Below are 16,527 nucleotides of genomic sequence, written 5' to 3'. Positions count from 1 at the left end.
GGCGCCCGGCGGGGCGCGTAACGCACCCGGACGGCGGAACGCGTGACGCACCCGGGCGCTACGCGTTCCGCCACGCGTCGGTGACGCACGAGACCTCGAAGTGCCACCAGCCCTCGTCCCGGCCACGGGCGAGCAGCTCCTTGACCCCGCGCAGGTCCGCGCCGCCCGGCACGGTCAGGGCGACCAGCGGGAACTCGGCGCTGAAGACCTCGCCCGTGAGCCCGTAGCCGGCCAGCCGCTCGTGCACGGCCCGGGCGTCGCGCCCGAGCGGCCCGTCCGGCAACGGCAGCACGCGTACGGTGCAGTTGCCCGAGTCGGCCACACGGCCGACGGCCCAGTGCACCCCGTCGCCGTCCGTGCGGAACCGTACGGTCTCGCCCTCGGCGACCCCGTCGTGGAGGAAGGGCACGTTGTCCACCCGCGCGGTGTCCGGGCCGAGCCGCGTCGCCCACAACCCCTCGGTGTCGTAGGGCAGCCGGCCCTCGCGCGGGACGAAGCGGAACCAGACCTTGATCCGATCGGCTTCGCGGGGCGGGCGTTCCGGACCGGCGGGGGAACTCATGGCCCCATGGTCCCCCGCGCCCAGCGCGCCCGCCTGTCCACCTCCACGACCAGGCACGACGTCAGCTTCTGAAGCCAGAGGCCGCCCCCACCACGCCGCGACCGCCAATTCCCCAACACCTGAGGCCAGTTGTTGGATCCCGTGGTATCTCCTGAGGCTCCTGATGCACACCTCTTGACGCGTACAGGCCCACGGGGGAAACATCACCGTTACGAGAGAGCGCTCTCCCGGCACCTCCCCCCAAAGCTCTCCCGTCCGTTCGTCGTGCACACGTACCACGACCCAGGAGACGTACCTCATGCATGCTCCCCCCACCGCACCACGCGCCCGCCGCCGCACCCGGGCCCTCGGCTTCGCCGCGCTCGCCGTGGCGATGCTCATGTCCGTGCCCACCGCGCAGACCGCCTTCGGCGAGGAGGTCCGGGCGGTGCCGGGCGGCGGCGACCTCGGTCCCAACGTCCATGTCTTCGACCCCTCCACGCCCGATATCCAGGGCAAGGTCGACGAGATCTTCGAGAAGCAGGAGTCCGACCAGTTCGGCACCGACCGCTACGCACTGATGTTCAAGCCGGGCACGTACGACGACATCAACGCGCAGATCGGCTTCTACACGCAGATCGCGGGTCTCGGACTGAACCCGGACGACACCACGTTCAACGGTGACGTGACCGTGGACGCGGGCTGGTTCGACGGCAACGCCACGCAGAACTTCTGGCGTTCGGCGGAGAACCTGACCCTGAACCCGGTCAGCGGCACCAACCGCTGGGCGGTCTCCCAGGCGGCCCCGTTCCGCCGGATGCACGTCAAGGGCGGACTCAACCTCGCACCCGACGGCTACGGCTGGGCCAGCGGCGGCTACATCGCCGACAGCAAGATCGACGGCCAGGTCGGACCCTACTCCCAGCAGCAGTGGTACACCCGCGACAGCTCCGTGGGCGGCTGGGGCAACGGCGTCTGGAACATGACGTTCTCGGGTGTCGAGGGCGCACCGGCCAACAGCTTCCCGGAGCCGCCGTACACCACCCTGGACACCACGCCCGTCTCGCGCGAGAAGCCGTTCCTCTACCTCGACGGCGACGACTACAAGGTCTTTGTCCCGGAGAAGCGCGAGAACGCGCGCGGCATCTCCTGGGGCAACGGGACGCCGGCGGGCGAGTCGATTCCGCTGGACCAGTTCTACGTCGTGAAGGAGGGGGCGGACGCCGCCACCATCAACGCGGCGGTGGAGCAGGGCCTGCACCTGCTGTTCACGCCCGGCGTCTACCACATCGACGAGACGATCAACATCGACCGCGCGGACACCGTGGCCCTCGGCCTCGGCCTGGCCACGATCATCCCGGACAACGGGGTGACCGCGATCAAGGTCGGTGACGTGTCCGGCGTGAAGCTCGCGGGCCTCCTGGTCGACGCGGGGCCGGTGAACTCGGAGACCCTGATCGAGGTCGGCCCGGAGAACGCCTCGGCGGACCACTCGGCGAACCCGACCTCGCTGCAGGACGTGTTCGTGCGGATCGGCGGCGCGGGTCCCGGCAAGGCGACCACGAGCATCGTCGTCAACAGCGACGACACGATCATCGACCACACCTGGGTCTGGCGGGCCGACCACGGCGAGGGCTGGGGCTGGGAGACCAACCGGGCCGACTACGGCGTCCGCGTCAACGGCGACGACGTCCTGGCCACCGGCCTGTTCGTCGAGCACTTCAACAAGTACGACGTGGAGTGGTACGGCGAGCGCGGCCGCACGATCTTCTTCCAGAACGAGAAGGCGTACGACGCACCCAACCAGGCCGCCATCCAGAACGGCGACACGAAGGGCTACGCCGCCTACCGCGTCGACGACTCGGTCGACCAGCACGAGGGCTGGGGCATGGGCAGCTACTGCTACTACAACGTCGACCCGACCATCATCCAGGAACACGGCTTCAAGGCCCCGGTGAAGCCCGGCGTGAAGTTCCACAGCCTGATCGTGGTCTCGCTCGGCGGCAACGGTCAGTACGAGCATGTGATCAACGACGTCGGATCCCCCACGTCCGGCCCGGACACGATCCCCTCGCAGGTCGTGAACTTCCCGTAGTCCCCGAGGCGGGAGCGATACGGGAGCGGGGCCCGGCTGCTGGTGAGCGCCGGGTCCCGCTCCGCCGCGTACGGACGCGTTCTCCGCCCGGGCCCCCGGCACCCGCGCACCCGCGCACCCGCGCACCCGCGCACCCGCGCACCCGCCGACGACTCCGCCCCCGGCCGGAGGCGTTCCCGGGCGGGGGCGGAGGGTGGCGCGCTGTCCGGGCCGGGGGTCAGCCCTGGCCGGTCAGGTCGATGGTGACCGTGCGCTCGACGGGGGTCTTCCCGGCCAGGGCGGTCTTCATCGCCTGGGCCACGTCGTCCGCGCCGACCTGGTACTTCTTGCCGTCGCCCTTGACCGCCATGACGCCGTCGAAGACGCCGTCCAGGAGCTTGTCGATCGCCTGCTTGTCGTAGACGTCGACCAGCCGGCCGTCCACGGGCTTCATGGAGAGGATCTGCGGCAGCGACCGGGCCGGGCCGAACTGGATCTCCTTGGGACCGGCCTTGATGGTGATCAGGCCGGACATCGCGGGCTCGGCGAACTCCTTCATCGCCCGGTCCAGTTCGGCCTTGGTGATGGTGGGTTCGCTGGTGGTGACGGGAAGTTCGACCAGCCGGGCCTGCCCGGTCTGCACCTGGGCGCGGTAGGCGTCCCGGACCGAGATCAGGGACTGGCCGGCGTCCAGCGTCTTGCCCGGCTTGCCCGGCACCGCCACGGCCTTGTTCGGCTCGAAGCGGATGGTGCCGTCGTTGGCCGAGCCGGACGTGCCGGCCAGGTCGGTCAGCGCGACGCCGAGCTTCTCCTCGTCGACCGGGATCACCGGGTCGGCGGGGCGCTCCCCGCCGAACAGCGAACCGATCACCGAGACGGGGTTGTAGTCGCTGCCCGCCGCGCCGCGGACGGTCTCCTGGCTGTCCAGGGTGAGACCGGCCTTCTCCGGGTCGAGCTTCTCCTCCTTGCCGTCCACCGACAGCGTCAGGGGCGTCTTGGCCCGCTCACCGAGGGCGGCTTCGAGCTTGGTGACCGCCTCCTCCTTCGTACCGCCGCCGATGTCGACGCCGAGCACCGTGGTGCCCTTGGGGACCTCGGAGTGGTTCAGCAGGAGACCCGCCCCGTACGCGATGCCGAGCAGCACGACCGCGGCCACCCCGAGGAGGACCACCTTGGAGCGGCCCTTCTTCGCGGGAGCGGGGGCGGCGGCCTGGGGCGCGGGGCGCTGGGCGGCGGGGCCGGGCGTGGGAACACCGGGTCCGCCCGGACCGCCGGGCCCGCCAGGACCGCCGGGCCCGCCAGGCATGCCGGGACCGCCCGGGAACGCGGCGCGGGGCTCGCTGGGCACCACGGGGATGCCGCTGGTCAGCGTGTCGCCGGAGACCTGGCCGGGCTCGGGCGCCGGGGGCTGCGGCGTGAGGATCGCGGTGTCGTCGGACATCCGGGGCGTTACGCCGCCGGGGGCGCCCGGGACCATCGGGCCGGGGCCGCCGAGGCCCGGGACGCCGTCGAGGTTCGGGGTCAGCGAGGAACTGCCGGTGACCGGTCCCGTGGTGGGGCCGGAGGGACCGGACGCGCCGGGCGGACGCACCCCGAGGCCGGGGGTGGAACGCGGGCCTCCGCCGGGGGGCTCGGTGCCGTAGGCGTCGAGCGCGCTGCGGCCGGGGGCGGACGCGCCCGGTCCGCCGCCGGTCTGCGGGGCGTCCGAGAAGTACGGCAGGTCGGGACGCGAGCGGCCCGCGTCGCCGTCGGACCCGCCGGGGCCGGAAGGGGCGCCGCCGGGGCCGCCCGCACCCGGTCCGCCGGGGCCGGAAGGTGCGCCGCCGGGGGCGCCGGGCGCACCGGTGCCCTGAGCGGCGGCACCCTGCCCGGTGGGCGAGGCCTTGCGCGGGGCGAACCAGTCGCTGCCGCTCTTGTCCCTGGCCGGCTTCTCCCCGGTCGCCGGATCGGCGGCCGGGCCGCCGTCCCTGGACCGGTCCGCGGGCGCCGCGCCGTTCGGGCCCGCGGACCGGTCCGGGGATCCGGGTGCGGGCGGCGGCGTGCCGGGGCGCGGGGTGGCGCCGGTGCGCTCCGCGTCGGAACGGCCGCCGGCGATGTCGCTCTCCGCCATCGGCGTACGCATCACGACCGGCGGGATGGGACGCGACCCGGGGATGTTGATCCGGATGCGCGTCGTCAGCGTCGTCTCGGTCTTCGGTTCCTCGGGCCGGGGCGGAGCCGCGGATTCCGTGGTCTCGTCAGAGCCGTCCTGCGACGGGTGGAGCGACGGATACTGGCGGGATCCGTACGGCGGTGTACCCGAGGGGTACGCGGCTCCGCCGCGGCCCTGGGGCCCGGAGGACGAACTGTCAGTTTCACGACTCAAAGCAGGTTCTCCCGATTGGCTCCGCCGCCCGTACTTCCCCCATGCCGCAGGCCAGGGGACGGCTCGGCGCGCGCACCACCATACTGGCCGCCGCCGTCGGACACTCCGCGACCGGGTGAAACCTCCACCCGTGCGTCACACCTGTGGGGGTCTTTCCGGACCCGGACTTGGCACTTCATGTACCGGACCGGCCGCTGCGGATGGCTGATTGCGGCACTTTGGACGTGGTGGCGCACATCACAGCGACGGCCGTCCCTCCGAGCATGAACAGCACCAGGCCGAGTTCGTCGCCGAAGACGTAGTCGCCCTCGGGCCGGCCGCTCAGCAGAAGGAACACCGTGATGAACCATCCGGCCGCCGGGGCGAGCGCGCCGATCTGGGTGCGGGTCAGGATCCGGCCGCCGTAGAAGAGGCCGGCCGAGGCCGCCAGCGCGATGATCAACCCGCCCGGGAACCATGCGGCTTGGACGAGTGAGCCGGCGATCGCGACCAGCACGCCGAGGACGGCGAAGCCCACGTAAGCGGCGATCCGGACCGGGTTCGGCCGGGCCGCGAAACCGGTGGGCCCGGGCTCCCTGGGCGGCGCGTTCCGCCGCGGCGCGTGGGAGGAACCGGCGCGGCCACGGCCCTTGCCCGGGTTCCCGCTCACGCCGCGCCTCCCGTGGTGCCCGCGATATCCGTAACGTCCGCAACTTCCCTACCTACCGCGCCTTCCGCAGCGTCCTCAGCGTCCTCAGCGGAAGGCAGGCCCGCGAAGAGGTCGCTCTCGCGCGTCCCCTCGGGCACGCCCGGTGCGCCCCGCACCAGTTGGTAGTGCTCGGTCGTCAGCAGCGGCTGGCCGAGGTCGTTGGAGAGGGCGAAGAACGGGCCGTCGACCGCGATCTGCGTGGCGTGGGCGCGCATCGCCGCCGACTTGGCCCCGGCGTACGCCGATCCGTCGATCTCCGCGGTGATCAGCTCCCCGTCGGTGACGCCCGGGACGTCGTCCACGGAGGCGATACCGGGGAAGGGCCCGGGGACGGTGGTGCGCAGCCGCTCGAAGCCCGCCTCGACCACGGACCGCTCCACCCGGTTCCAGTAGATCTTCGCGACGGTGTGCGGCGCGTCGGAGCCGTACGCCGGGTCGGCGGCCAGGTCGGCGGCGCGCATCGCGACGCGGTGGGCCTGGATGTGGTCGGGGTGGCCGTAGCCGCCGTCCGGGTCGTAGGTGACCAGGACCTGGGGGCGGACCTCGCGGATCACCTCGACGAGGTGGGCGGCCGCCTCGTCCACCGGGGCGGACCAGAAGGAGCCGGCGCGGCCGTTCTGCTCGGCGCCCATCATCCCGGAGTCCCGGTAGCGGCCCGCCCCGCCGAGGAAGCGGTGGTCGTCGACGCCCAGCTCCTTCATCGCGGCGGCCAGCTCGCCGACGCGGTGGGGGCCGAGCGCGTCGTCCCGGTCGGCGGTGAGGCGGGCGAGCGAGGGCGGGATGACCTCGCCCTCCTCGCCGAGCGTGCACGTCACCAGGGTGACGTGGGCGCCCTCGGCCGCGTACCTGGCCATGGTGGCGCCGTTGTTGATCGACTCGTCGTCGGGGTGCGCGTGCACCAGCAGCAGACGGCGGGCGGGGAGGTCCTTCATGGGGACCACCCTACGAGCCCGGAGGCCCCCCGTGCCTCCACGCTCCGTGCCCCGCGCCCTCACGGCCCCCCGGCCCGCCCCCGGCGCGCGGTCAGAACTTGATGCTGCTGATCATCCCCGCCACGTTGGTCGTCAGATCGGAGATGGTCGGTGCGACCGACGAGCTCGCGATGTAGAACCCGAGCAGCATGCAGACCACCGCGTGCCCTCCCTTCAGTCCGGACTTCCGGATCAGCAGGAAGACGATGATCGCCAGCAGCACTACCGCCGAAATCGAGAGCGCCACGGCGGTTCACCTCCATCGGTACGTTCGGACGGTCGGAACGGGGGTACGCGAAGCCAGCAGGTTCCTACCCACCTAGCGCTACGGATCATAACTATCCGTGCCAAGGCATTGATCGGGGCACGGCAGCACGAGGGGCGCACGAACCGCCGTACGAGGCTAAGTTCGGAGCCATGACCTCGCAGAAGCTGTCCTTTCCCCGCCAGCAAGCACGGACCCAGCGCTTCACTCTCGGCGCACCTCGCGCCTTCACCGTCTCACCGGATGAGACGCGCGTGATCTTCCTCCGCTCGATGTCCGGAACGGACCGCTCCACCCGTCTCTGGGTCCTCGACCCGGCGACCGGCGAGGAGCGGGTCGCCGCCGATCCCGAAGCCCTGCTGGGCGGTGCGGCGGAGAAGCTGTCGGCGCAGGAGCGGGCCCGGCGCGAGCGGACCCGGGAGGGGTCCTCGGGCATCGTCTCCTACGCGGTGGACGCGGCGGCGGAGTTGGCGGCGTTCGCCCTGTCCGGAAAGGTGTACGTGGCCGAACTGCGGGCCGGGACCGCGCGGGCGCTGCCGGTGCCGGGCCCGGTGATCGACCCCCGTCCGTCCCCCGACGGCCGGCACATCGCGTACGTGACCAAGGGCGCGCTGCGGGTCGTGGGCGCGGGGGGCGAGGGCGACCGGGCGCTGGCCGAGCCGGAGAACTCCCATGTCACCTACGGTCTGGCCGAGTTCATCGCGGCCGAGGAGCTGCACCGCTACCGGGGTTTCTGGTGGTCGCCGGAGTCGGACCGGCTGCTGGTCGCGCGGGCCGACGACAGCCCCGTACAGCGGTGGTACATCGCCGATCCCGCGCATCCCGAGCGCAAGCCGGCCGAGATCGCCTACCCGGCGGCGGGCACGCCCAACGCCGAGGTGCGGCTCTACGTCATGGACCTGGAGGGGGCCCGTACCGAAGTGGTCTGGGACCGGGCCGCGTTCCCGTACCTGGTCCAGGTGCACTGGTCCTCCGCGGGTGCTCCGCTGCTGCTGGTACAGGCCCGGGACCAGCGCAGTCAGCAGTATCTGGCGGTGGACCCGGAGACCGGTGCGACCCGGATCGTGCACGTCGACGAGGACCCGGTGTGGCTGGATATCTTCCCCGGGGTGCCCGCGTGGGCGCCGGACGGGCGGCTGGTGCGGATCGTCGACGAGGGCGGGGCGCGCGTGCTGGCGGTCGGGGACCGGCTGCTCACCGGGTCGCAGCTGCACGTCCAGTCGGTGCTGGACATCGGGGAGTCCGACATCCTGGTCTCGGCGGTGGCCGGTGAGGACGCGGTCGAGCCGGAGATCGGGCAGATCCATGTGTACCGGGTGAACGAGCTGGGAATCGAGCGGATTTCCGAAGGGGTGGGCGTGCACTCCGCGGTCCGCTCGGGCGGTCTCTCGGTCGTGGTCTCGGCCGTCCCCGAGGAGCCCGGAGCCGCCGCGTGGGTGGTGCGGGACGGCAAGCGGCTGGCCCGGATCCCGAGTTTCGCCCAGGAACCGGTGCTCTCCCCCCGCGTGACGCTCACCGAGGGGGGCGCACACCGAATTCCGTGCGCCGTGCTGCTCCCCTCGGACTACCAGGAGGCGGATGGTCCCCTTCCGGTCCTGATGGATCCGTACGGCGGCCCGCACGGCCGCCGGGTGGTCGCCGCCCACAACGCGTACCTGACCTCGCAGTGGTTCGCGGACCAGGGCTTCGCGGTGGTCGTGGCGGACGGGCGGGGCGCGCCGGGCCGCTCCCCGGCCTGGGAGAAGGCGGTGCGGGACAACCTCGTGATGACCATGGAGGACCAGGTCGAGGCGTTGCACGGGCTCGCCGGGCGGTTCCCGCTCGACCTGTCCCGGGTGGCGATCCGCGGCTGGTCCTACGGCGGCTACCTGGCGGGGCTCGCGGTACTGCGGCGGCCCGACGTCTTCCACGCGGCGGTGGTGGGCGCTCCCGTGACGGACCAGCGGCTGTACGACACCCACTACACCGAGCGCTATCTCGGCGACCCCGCGACGCAGCCGGAGGTGTACGCGTACAACTCGCTGCTCACCGACGACGGTCTCTCCGAGGCCGCCGACGAGGTCCGGCCGATGATGATCGTGCACGGCCTGGCCGACGACAACGTGGTGGTCGCCCACGCCCTGCGGCTGTCCTCGGCGCTGCTGGCGGCCGGGCGTCCGCACGAGGTGCTGCCGCTGAGCGGGGTGACGCACATGACGCCGCAGGAGCAGGTCGCGGAGAACCTGCTCCTGCTCCAGGTGGACTTCCTCAAGCGGTCGCTGGGTCTGACCGGAGCCTGAGCCTCCTCCGCCGGGCCCGGTCCGTCCTCCCCGTCACCCGCTCACCAGCGGGGCGGCGGGGAGGCGGGCGGGGGCCCGGAACCGGGGGCGGCCGGCTGCTGCCCGGGGGCCGCCTGGGCGGGCGGGTAGCCGGGCGGCGGGGCGCCCCAGGGGCCTGCGCCGCCCCACGGGCCCTGGGGGGCGCTGGGGGTCCGCCGGACACCCTTGCGGGCGAGGACCGCGAGCAGGGCGATCCCGGCGATGAGCGAGGTGACGAGGCTCAGCGTGTTCAGCTGCACCTCGAAGTCCTGGTCGGCGAACCGCTCGTACAGCTCGAAGCGGATGACGCGGCCCACGCCCAGCACACCGGACGAGAGAAGGAATCCGCCCGCGATCAGGCCGAGCGGTCGCGCGTAGGCCGCTCCGGCGACCGCGCCGACGGCCGCCACCAGGAACATCAGGATGAGCACCACGCTGGTCCAGCCGGGCGGCGCCTCGGTCAGCGGGACGACCACGGGACCGCCGCCGGTGAACCACTCGGGATACAGCCTGTCCGGGTAGACGAAGGCCAGCCGGATCTCCCAGCCGGCGAAGACCACCGCCTGGAAGCCGAGCAGCAGGAAGGCGATCACCCCGGCCCCCCGGCCCGGCCCGGCGGGCCGCTCCCCGCCGTCCTCCACCGGGCGGCGGCCCGCCATCCCGACGACGACCGTGGCGAGTCCGGCCACGAGGGCCGCGTACATGGTGAGCAGTGCCCGGTCGCGCAGCTCCTCCGGCGCCGGGGAGTCGGCGATGGTCCAGACGCCGGGCAGCCGCACGGCGAACGTGACGATGCCGGTGACGACCAGGGCCGGAGCGGCGACGGCGGACCGGAGCGCCGCTACCGCGGTGGCGGCGTGAACGACCAGCAGGACGAGGGTGGTGGCGGTGGTGGTGGTCGCGGGCACGGCCCAGACGTTCGCGGCGCCCGCCCAGATGTCCCAGAGCATCCCCGGTCCGTCCACCACCCGGAAGTCCCGGACCAGCCAGGCGACGGCCATCAGTGCCTGCACCGCGCACAGAACGGCGCCGGTGATTCGTGCTCCCCGTGTAAGTGTCACCCGGTGATACTCCATTGCCCCGAACGGATGAACAAGCCCGCACAGGGAACGGGCGGGACGGAAGCGGCGGGCGACCGGCCGGAGCGACAGGACGCCGCTCCGGCCGGACCACGGCACCCGCACGGCCGTACGCTGTTCAGCATGGAGCGTTCGTATATCGGTGCGGCGACGGTCAAGTTGCCTGCTTGTTAACGCGTCTGACGCCACCTCATGACGTCCCGTCCCCGGTGCGCCCCGGCTCCGTACCCCCCGGCCTCTCCTCGGCCCCCGGCTCGTCCTCGGGCTCCGGCTTCCCGGTGGGCCCCGGGACCTCCAGCTCGCCCTCCGGCGGCACCACGCGCTTCTCCTCCGCGAAGTGGCATGCCGAGTCGTGCCGGGCCGGGGTGTCGACGAGCCGGAACTCCGCGGGGACCGCCAGCAGCGGGACCTCCAGTTCGCACCGCTCCTGCGCCTTCCAGCACCGCGTGCGGAAGCGGCAGCCCGAGGGGATGTTGGCGGGCGAGGGGACGTCGCCGTGCAGGATGATCCGCTCCCGGTGGTCGCGGGCCGTCGGGTCCGGCACGGGGACGGCGGAGAGCAGCGCCTGGGTGTACGGGTGGGTGGGGTGGTCGTAGATCTCCGCGTCGGAGCCGATCTCCACGATCCGGCCGAGGTACATCACACCGACCCGGTCGGAGATGTGCCGGACGATCGAGAGGTCGTGCGCGATGAAGACGAAGCTGAGGCTGAACTCCGCCTGGAGCCGGTCCAGCAGGTTGACGACCTGCGCCTGGACGGACACGTCGAGCGCGGAGACCGGTTCGTCGGCGACGATGATCTCCGGGTTGAGGGCGAGGCCGCGGGCGATGCCGATGCGCTGGCGCTGGCCTCCGGAGAACTGGTGCGGATACCGGTTGATGTACTCCGGGTTCAGACCCACGACGTCCAGCAGGTCCTGCACCCGCTGCCGGCGGCTGCCCTTCGGGGCGACCTCGGGGTGGATCTCGTACGGCTCCCCGATGATGTCGCCGACCGTCATGCGCGGGTTCAGCGAGGTGTACGGGTCCTGGAACACCATCTGGATGTTGCGGCGCACGGCCTTCAGCGCACGGCCGGACAGCTTCGCGATGTCCTCGCCCTTGTAGCGGATCGCGCCGGCGGTGGGGCGTTCGAGGTGGACGAGCATCTTGGCGACGGTCGACTTGCCGCAGCCCGACTCCCCCACGATGCCCAGCGTCTCGCCGGCGTACAGGTCGAAGTCGACGCCGTCGACGGCCCTGACCGCGCCGATCTGCCGCTTGAGGAGGACGCCCCGGGTCAGCGGGTAGTGCTTGGCGAGGCCGCGCACCTGGAGGATCGGGTCGCCCTCCGTGTACGGAGCGACGGCGTCCTCGCGCTCAGTGGACAGCAGGGTGGAGCCGGCCGGGGCACCGCCGGTCCCCGCACTCCCGTCGCGGTCAGCGTGCATCGAGCGTCTCCTTCCAGAAGTGGCAGGCGCTCCGGCGCCGCTCGTCCACCTCGTAGAGCGGCGGCACATCGCTGCGGCACACGTCCCTCGCCATCGGGCAGCGGGGGTTGAAGGCGCAGCCGGGCGGAATGCGGGTGAGGTTGGGCGGCAGGCCCTTGATCGCGTAGAGCTCCCGGCCCTTCTGGTCCAGGCGCGGGATCGACTGGAGGAGGCCCTTGGTGTACGGGTGGGCGGGGGCCTTGTAGATGTCGTGCACGGGGGCGGTCTCGACGATGCGGCCCGCGTACATGACGGCGATCTTGTCGGCGACGTCGGCGACGACGCCGAGGTCGTGGGTGATCAGGATGAGGCCCATGTTCAGCTCGCGCTGGAGCTCGGCGAGGAGCTCCATGACCTGGGCCTGGACGGTGACGTCGAGGGCGGTCGTCGGCTCGTCGGCGATGATCAGGGACGGTTCCAGGGCCATCGCCATGGCGATCATGATGCGCTGGCGCATCCCGCCGGAGAACTGGTGCGGGTAGTTGCCGACCCGCTCCTTGGCGGCCGGGATGCGGACCCGGTCCATCAGCTCGACCGACTTGGCCTTCGCGTCCTTGCGGGACATGCCGCGGTGCACGACGAACATCTCGCCGAGCTGCTCGCCGACGGTGAGGACCGGGTTCAGCGAGGACAGGGCGTCCTGGAAGATCATGGCCATCTCCTGGCCGCGGATCTTCCGCCGCTCCTCCGGCTTGAGCTTCAGCAGGTCCTGGCCCTTGAAGAGGATCTCCCCGCCGGCGATCTTCCCGGGCGGCATGTCGAGGATGCCCATGATCGCCTGGGCGGTGACGGACTTGCCGGAGCCGGACTCGCCGAGGACGGCGAGCGTCTCGCCCTCGGCCACCGAGTAGTTGACCCCGTTGACGGCCTTGGCGACGCCTTCGCGGGTGTGGAACTCCACGTGCAGATCGCGCACTTCGAGCAACATGGCAACCGGCTCCTCAGCGCAGCTTGGGGTCGAGGGCGTCGCGCACCGCGTCGCCGAGCATGATGAACGCGAGCACGGTGATCGCCAGCGCTCCGGCGGGCCAGAGCAGCATGTGCGGGGCGTTGCGGACGTAGTTGGCGGCCGCGGAGATGTCGATGCCCCAGGAGACGGCCGGGTCCTTCAGGCCCACGCCGAGGAAGGAGAGGGTCGCCTCCAGCGAGATGTACGTGCCGAGCGCGATGGTCGCCACGACGATGACCGGGGCGATGGCGTTCGGGGTGATGTGGCGCAGCATCATCCGGGAGTTGGAGGCGCCGAGCGCGCGGGCCGCCTGGACGTAGTCGTTCTGTTTGGCGGTGATGACCGAGCCGCGGGCGATGCGGGCGATCTGGGGCCAGCCGAGCAGGACGATGAAGCCGACGACGGGCCAGACGGTGGAGCTGGTGACGACGGAGAGGAAGACCAGGCCGCCGAGGACGACGGGGATGCCGAAGAAGACGTCGGTGAGGCGGGAGAGGATCGAGTCCCACCAGCCGCCGAAGAAGCCCGCGAGTCCGCCGAACACGCTGCCGAGGATCGCGACGCCGAGGGTGGCGCAGACGCCGACGGTCACCGAGGTGCGGGTGCCGTAGACGACCCGGGTGTAGACGTCGCGGCCCTGCGGGTCGAAGCCGAAGGGGTGACCGGGCTCCGAGCCCTTCTGGGCGTCGTCCAGGTTGGCCTGGAGGGGGTCGCCGCTCGCGATGAGCGAGGGCCAGATCGAGATGACGACCAGGAAGAGGATGACCAGCCCGGAGATGATGAAGACCGGGTTGCGCCGCAGGTCGCGCCAGGCGTCCGACCAGAGGCTGCGGGGTTTGCCGGTCGGCCCGGCGCCGTCGGGACCGACCGGGTTCTTCTCCAGGCTGGTGCCCTCCTCCAGGGCGAGGTCCATGGGGCCGCCGGCGCCCGCCGGGGAGATCGCTCCGTCCGATGACTGCGGCTCAGGCATAGCGGATCCTCGGGTCGAGTACGGCGTACAGGAGGTCGACGATCAGGTTGGCGGCCAGGAAGACGAGGACGAGGATCGTGACGAACCCGACGACGGTCTGGGAGTTCTGGCGCAGGATGCCCTGGTAGAGCTGGTAGCCGACGCCGTGGATGTTGAAGATCCGCTCGGTGACGATGGCCCCGCCCATCAGGGCTCCCACGTCGGTGCCGATGAACGTGACGACGGGGATCAGGGAGTTGCGCAGCAGGTGCCGTACGACGACCCTGCGGCGGGGCAGGCCCTTGGCGACGGCGGTGCGTACGTAGTCGGCGCGGGCGTTCTCGGCGATCGAGGTCCGGGTGAGCCGGGTGACGTAGGCGAGCGAGACCGAGGCGAGGACCAGTCCGGGGACGAGCAGTTCGTCGAAGGTGGGGTCGGCGGAGACCGAGGGCTTGATGATGCCCCACTTGACGCCCAGGAGGAGCTGGAGCAGCAGGCCGGTGACGAAGGTCGGGACGGCGATGACGACCAGCGTCAGGATGAGGACGGTGGTGTCGATGGGACGGCCGCGCCGCAGGCCGGTGACGACGCCGAGGCTGATGCCGATGACGACCTCGAAGACGACCGCGACGACGGTGAGCCGGATCGTGATGGGGAAGGCGGTGGCCATCAGCTCGGTGACCTTCTGCCCGTTGAACGCGGTGCCGAAGTCGCCGGTGAACACGTTGCCCATGTAGGTGAGGTATTGCTGCCAGACCGGCTTGTCGAGGCCGAATTCGGAGCGCAGCTGGGCGGCGGTGGCCGGGTCGCACTGGCGGTCGCCGCAGAGGCCCGCGATGGGGTCGCCCATCACGTTCACCATGAGGAAGATCAACAGCGTGGTGCCGAAGAAGACGGGGATCATCTGCAGCAGCCGCCGGATCACATAACGTCCCATGAGGGGCTCCGGGGGTTGGGTCAGGCAGTACCGGGCAAGGGGTGCGCGGACGGCCGGGGCGCTGGTGTCGGGCGTCCCGGCCGTCCGCGTCGCTCAGCGCGTCACTTGACGGTGATCTCTTCGTAGACCGGGACGCTGAACGGGTTCAGCTCGACGTTGTCCACCCGGTCCGAGTAGCCGGCGCTGCCGTTCTGGTACCAGAGCGGGATGACCGGCATCTCCGTGACGAGGATCTTCTCCGCGTCCTGGAAGGTGGTGACGGCCTTCGCCTTGTCGCTCTCGGCGTTGGCCTTGTCGACCAGGTCGTCGAACTCCTGGTTGCTCCACTTGCCGTCGTTGGACGGGGCGTTGGTGTAGTAGAGCGGCTGGAGGAAGTTCTGGATCAGCGGGTAGTCCATCTGCCAGCCCGCGCGCCAGGCGCCGGTGAGCTTCTGGGTGGAGACCTGGGCGCGGAAGTCGGCGAAGGTGCCGACGGGGCCGCCGACGCAGGCCTTGTTGTTGCCCATGACGTTGTTGATGCTGTTGCAGACGGCGTCGACCCATTCCTTGTGGGAGCCGGTGTCCGCGTTGTACGAGATCTTCAGCTGGCCGCCGGGGATGCCGCCGCCCTCGTCGATCAGCTTCTTGGCCGCGGCCTTGTCGTAGGTGCACTCCTTGCCGCAGAGGCCCTTCTTGAAGCCGCCGTCGTCGCCGAGGACCGGGGAGGTCCAGTCGGAGGCGGGGGTGCGGGTCTTCTGGAAGATCTGGTCGGTGATCTGCGGCCGGTTGATCGCCATCGAGAGGCCCTGGCGGACCTTGCGGGCGTCGTCGGTGTCCCACTCCTTGTCGTAGAAGGGGAAGGCCAGGGTCTGGATGATGCCGGCGGGGGTGTTGATGTACCGGTCGCCGAGGTCCGTCTCGACGTTGCGGAGCTGGGAGGCGGGCACGTCGTCGACGAGGTCGAGGTTGCCCGCGGTCAGGTCGGTGTAGGCGGTGTTGTTGTCGGTGAAGACCTTGAGGTCGACGCCGCCGTTCTTCGCCTTGTCGTCGCCCGGGTAGTCGTCCCACTTGCGCAGGTTCATCGAGGAGCCCTTGGCGTACGACTCGATGGTGTACGGGCCGTTCCCGACGGGCTTGGAGAGCCAGGCGTCGTGGTCGTCGTAGAACGCCTTGGGCAGGGGCACGAAGGCGGAGTAGCCGAGGGTGTCGGGCCAGAGGGAGAACTTCTGGGTGAGCTTGGCGGTGAAGGTCAGGTCGTCGACGACCTTCAGGCCGGACAGGGTCTCGGCGGAGGCCGAGCCGGACTCCGGGTGGACCTTGTCGTAGCCCTCGATGTACTGGAAGAAGTAGGCGTTCTTCTGGTTGTTCTTCAGCGCGGCACCGTAGTTCCAGGCGTCGACGAAGGACTTGGCGGTGACCTTCTCGCCGTCGGAGAACGTCCAGCCGTCCTTGAGCTTGATCGTGAAGTTCTGGGAGTCCTTCGAGTCGATGGACTCGGCGATCATGTTCTTGGCCTCGCCGGTCTTCGGGTCGTAGCGGATCAGTCCGCGGAAGACCATGTCGAGGACCTTGCCGCCCTGGACCTCGTTGGTGTTGGCGGGTTCCAGCGGGTTCTGCGGGTCTCCCCAGGAGGAGCTGACGATGCCGTCGGCGCCGCCGCTGCCGCCGTCGCCACCGTCACCGCCGCCGCAGGCCGTCGCTGCCAGGGCGACGGCCACCGCACATGCGGCCCACCTGACCTGTGTGGCTCCGCGCATGAAGTGCCTCCTAGAGTCATCGAGTAGCTCAATGCCTCATATCACCCCAGAACGCTATGTACCGCATGTGGGCTTACCCCGTACGGGCGGGACGGCGACCACCGCGCGCACGGAGCCTCTGCCACAAGGCGCCACCCTCTTCCGAAGGCCACGAAGACGCGGCCGGACAGGTTCCTGTGGCGCCCCTACCGCCACCCCCTTAACCCCC

The 16,527-nt window shown here is 71.2% G+C and carries 13 protein-coding genes; 2 read left to right on the top strand and 11 right to left on the bottom strand.

The window, feature by feature from the left end; genetic code table 11:
* Positions 1-58: 58 nt before the first annotated feature.
* The gene (locus tag OG245_RS25335) at positions 59-562 is read right to left on the bottom strand and encodes a DUF4265 domain-containing protein (RefSeq protein WP_371625745.1); all 504 of its coding nucleotides are present in this window, start codon (positions 560-562) and stop codon (positions 59-61) included.
* A gap of 298 nt (positions 563-860) precedes the next feature.
* On the opposite strand from OG245_RS25335, the gene OG245_RS25330 reads away from it, so the two are divergent.
* A complete protein-coding gene (locus OG245_RS25330; protein ID WP_371625744.1) occupies positions 861-2,636 on the top strand; it encodes a coagulation factor 5/8 type domain-containing protein in 1,776 nt (591 codons plus the stop codon).
* A gap of 217 nt (positions 2,637-2,853) precedes the next feature.
* Here the strand turns inward: OG245_RS25330 and OG245_RS25325 are convergent, their stop codons facing one another.
* The 4 genes from OG245_RS25325 to OG245_RS25310 all read right to left on the bottom strand — a co-directional run bounded on the left by OG245_RS25325 (position 2,854) and on the right by OG245_RS25310 (position 6,886).
* The gene (locus OG245_RS25325) at positions 2,854-4,980 is read right to left on the bottom strand and encodes a hypothetical protein (RefSeq protein ID WP_371625743.1); all 2,127 of its coding nucleotides are present in this window, start codon (positions 4,978-4,980) and stop codon (positions 2,854-2,856) included.
* Positions 4,981-5,155: 175 nt separating this feature from the next.
* Positions 5,156-5,629: a DUF6113 family protein gene (locus tag OG245_RS25320; protein WP_371625742.1), complete on the bottom strand. Its 474-nt coding sequence runs from the start codon at positions 5,627-5,629 to the stop codon at positions 5,156-5,158.
* Entirely contained in the window at positions 5,626-6,600 is a 975-nt protein-coding gene (gene mshB, locus OG245_RS25315) for an N-acetyl-1-D-myo-inositol-2-amino-2-deoxy-alpha-D-glucopyranoside deacetylase (protein ID WP_371625741.1), read from the bottom strand. Before mshB ends, OG245_RS25320 begins: the two co-directional genes overlap by 4 nt.
* 91 nt (positions 6,601-6,691) lie before the next feature.
* Positions 6,692-6,886 carry a hypothetical protein gene (locus OG245_RS25310; protein WP_097870105.1) on the bottom strand — a complete coding sequence of 65 codons (195 nt, stop codon included), beginning with the start codon at positions 6,884-6,886 and terminating at the stop codon, positions 6,692-6,694.
* 170 nt (positions 6,887-7,056) lie between these two features.
* Here OG245_RS25310 and OG245_RS25305 point away from each other — a divergent pair, with 170 nt between their 5' ends.
* On the top strand, positions 7,057-9,183 hold the full coding sequence (locus OG245_RS25305; protein ID WP_371625740.1) for a prolyl oligopeptidase family serine peptidase: 2,127 nt from the start codon (positions 7,057-7,059) through the stop codon (positions 9,181-9,183).
* 41 nt (positions 9,184-9,224) lie between these two features.
* Here the strand turns inward: OG245_RS25305 and OG245_RS25300 are convergent, their stop codons facing one another.
* The 6 genes from OG245_RS25300 to OG245_RS25275 form a co-directional block, all read right to left on the bottom strand.
* A complete protein-coding gene (locus OG245_RS25300) occupies positions 9,225-10,262 on the bottom strand; it encodes a hypothetical protein (RefSeq protein ID WP_371625739.1) in 1,038 nt (345 codons plus the stop codon).
* Between the two features lie 208 nt (positions 10,263-10,470).
* The gene (locus tag OG245_RS25295) at positions 10,471-11,709 is read right to left on the bottom strand and encodes an ABC transporter ATP-binding protein (protein ID WP_371625738.1); all 1,239 of its coding nucleotides are present in this window, start codon (positions 11,707-11,709) and stop codon (positions 10,471-10,473) included.
* Positions 11,699-12,676: an ABC transporter ATP-binding protein gene (locus OG245_RS25290; RefSeq protein ID WP_371625737.1), complete on the bottom strand. Its 978-nt coding sequence runs from the start codon at positions 12,674-12,676 to the stop codon at positions 11,699-11,701. Before OG245_RS25290 ends, OG245_RS25295 begins: the two co-directional genes overlap by 11 nt.
* Positions 12,677-12,689: 13 nt before the next feature.
* Positions 12,690-13,667, bottom strand: coding sequence for an ABC transporter permease (locus tag OG245_RS25285; protein WP_371625736.1), 978 nt, complete (start codon positions 13,665-13,667; stop codon positions 12,690-12,692).
* Positions 13,660-14,583 (bottom strand): ABC transporter permease, encoded by a 924-nt coding sequence (locus OG245_RS25280; RefSeq protein WP_361874489.1) that lies wholly within the window; start codon positions 14,581-14,583, stop codon positions 13,660-13,662. The genes OG245_RS25285 and OG245_RS25280 overlap by 8 nt, the downstream gene beginning before the upstream one ends.
* A gap of 101 nt (positions 14,584-14,684) precedes the next feature.
* Positions 14,685-16,319 (bottom strand): ABC transporter substrate-binding protein, encoded by a 1,635-nt coding sequence (locus OG245_RS25275; protein ID WP_371625735.1) that lies wholly within the window; start codon positions 16,317-16,319, stop codon positions 14,685-14,687.
* Positions 16,320-16,527 lie beyond the last annotated feature (208 nt).

This window comes from Streptomyces sp. NBC_01116 (genome assembly GCF_041435495.1).
Lineage (GTDB): Bacteria > Actinomycetota > Actinomycetes > Streptomycetales > Streptomycetaceae > Streptomyces.
Note: the sequence above shows the minus strand (reverse complement) of the source record. Positions and strands in the feature narration are given on the sequence as shown.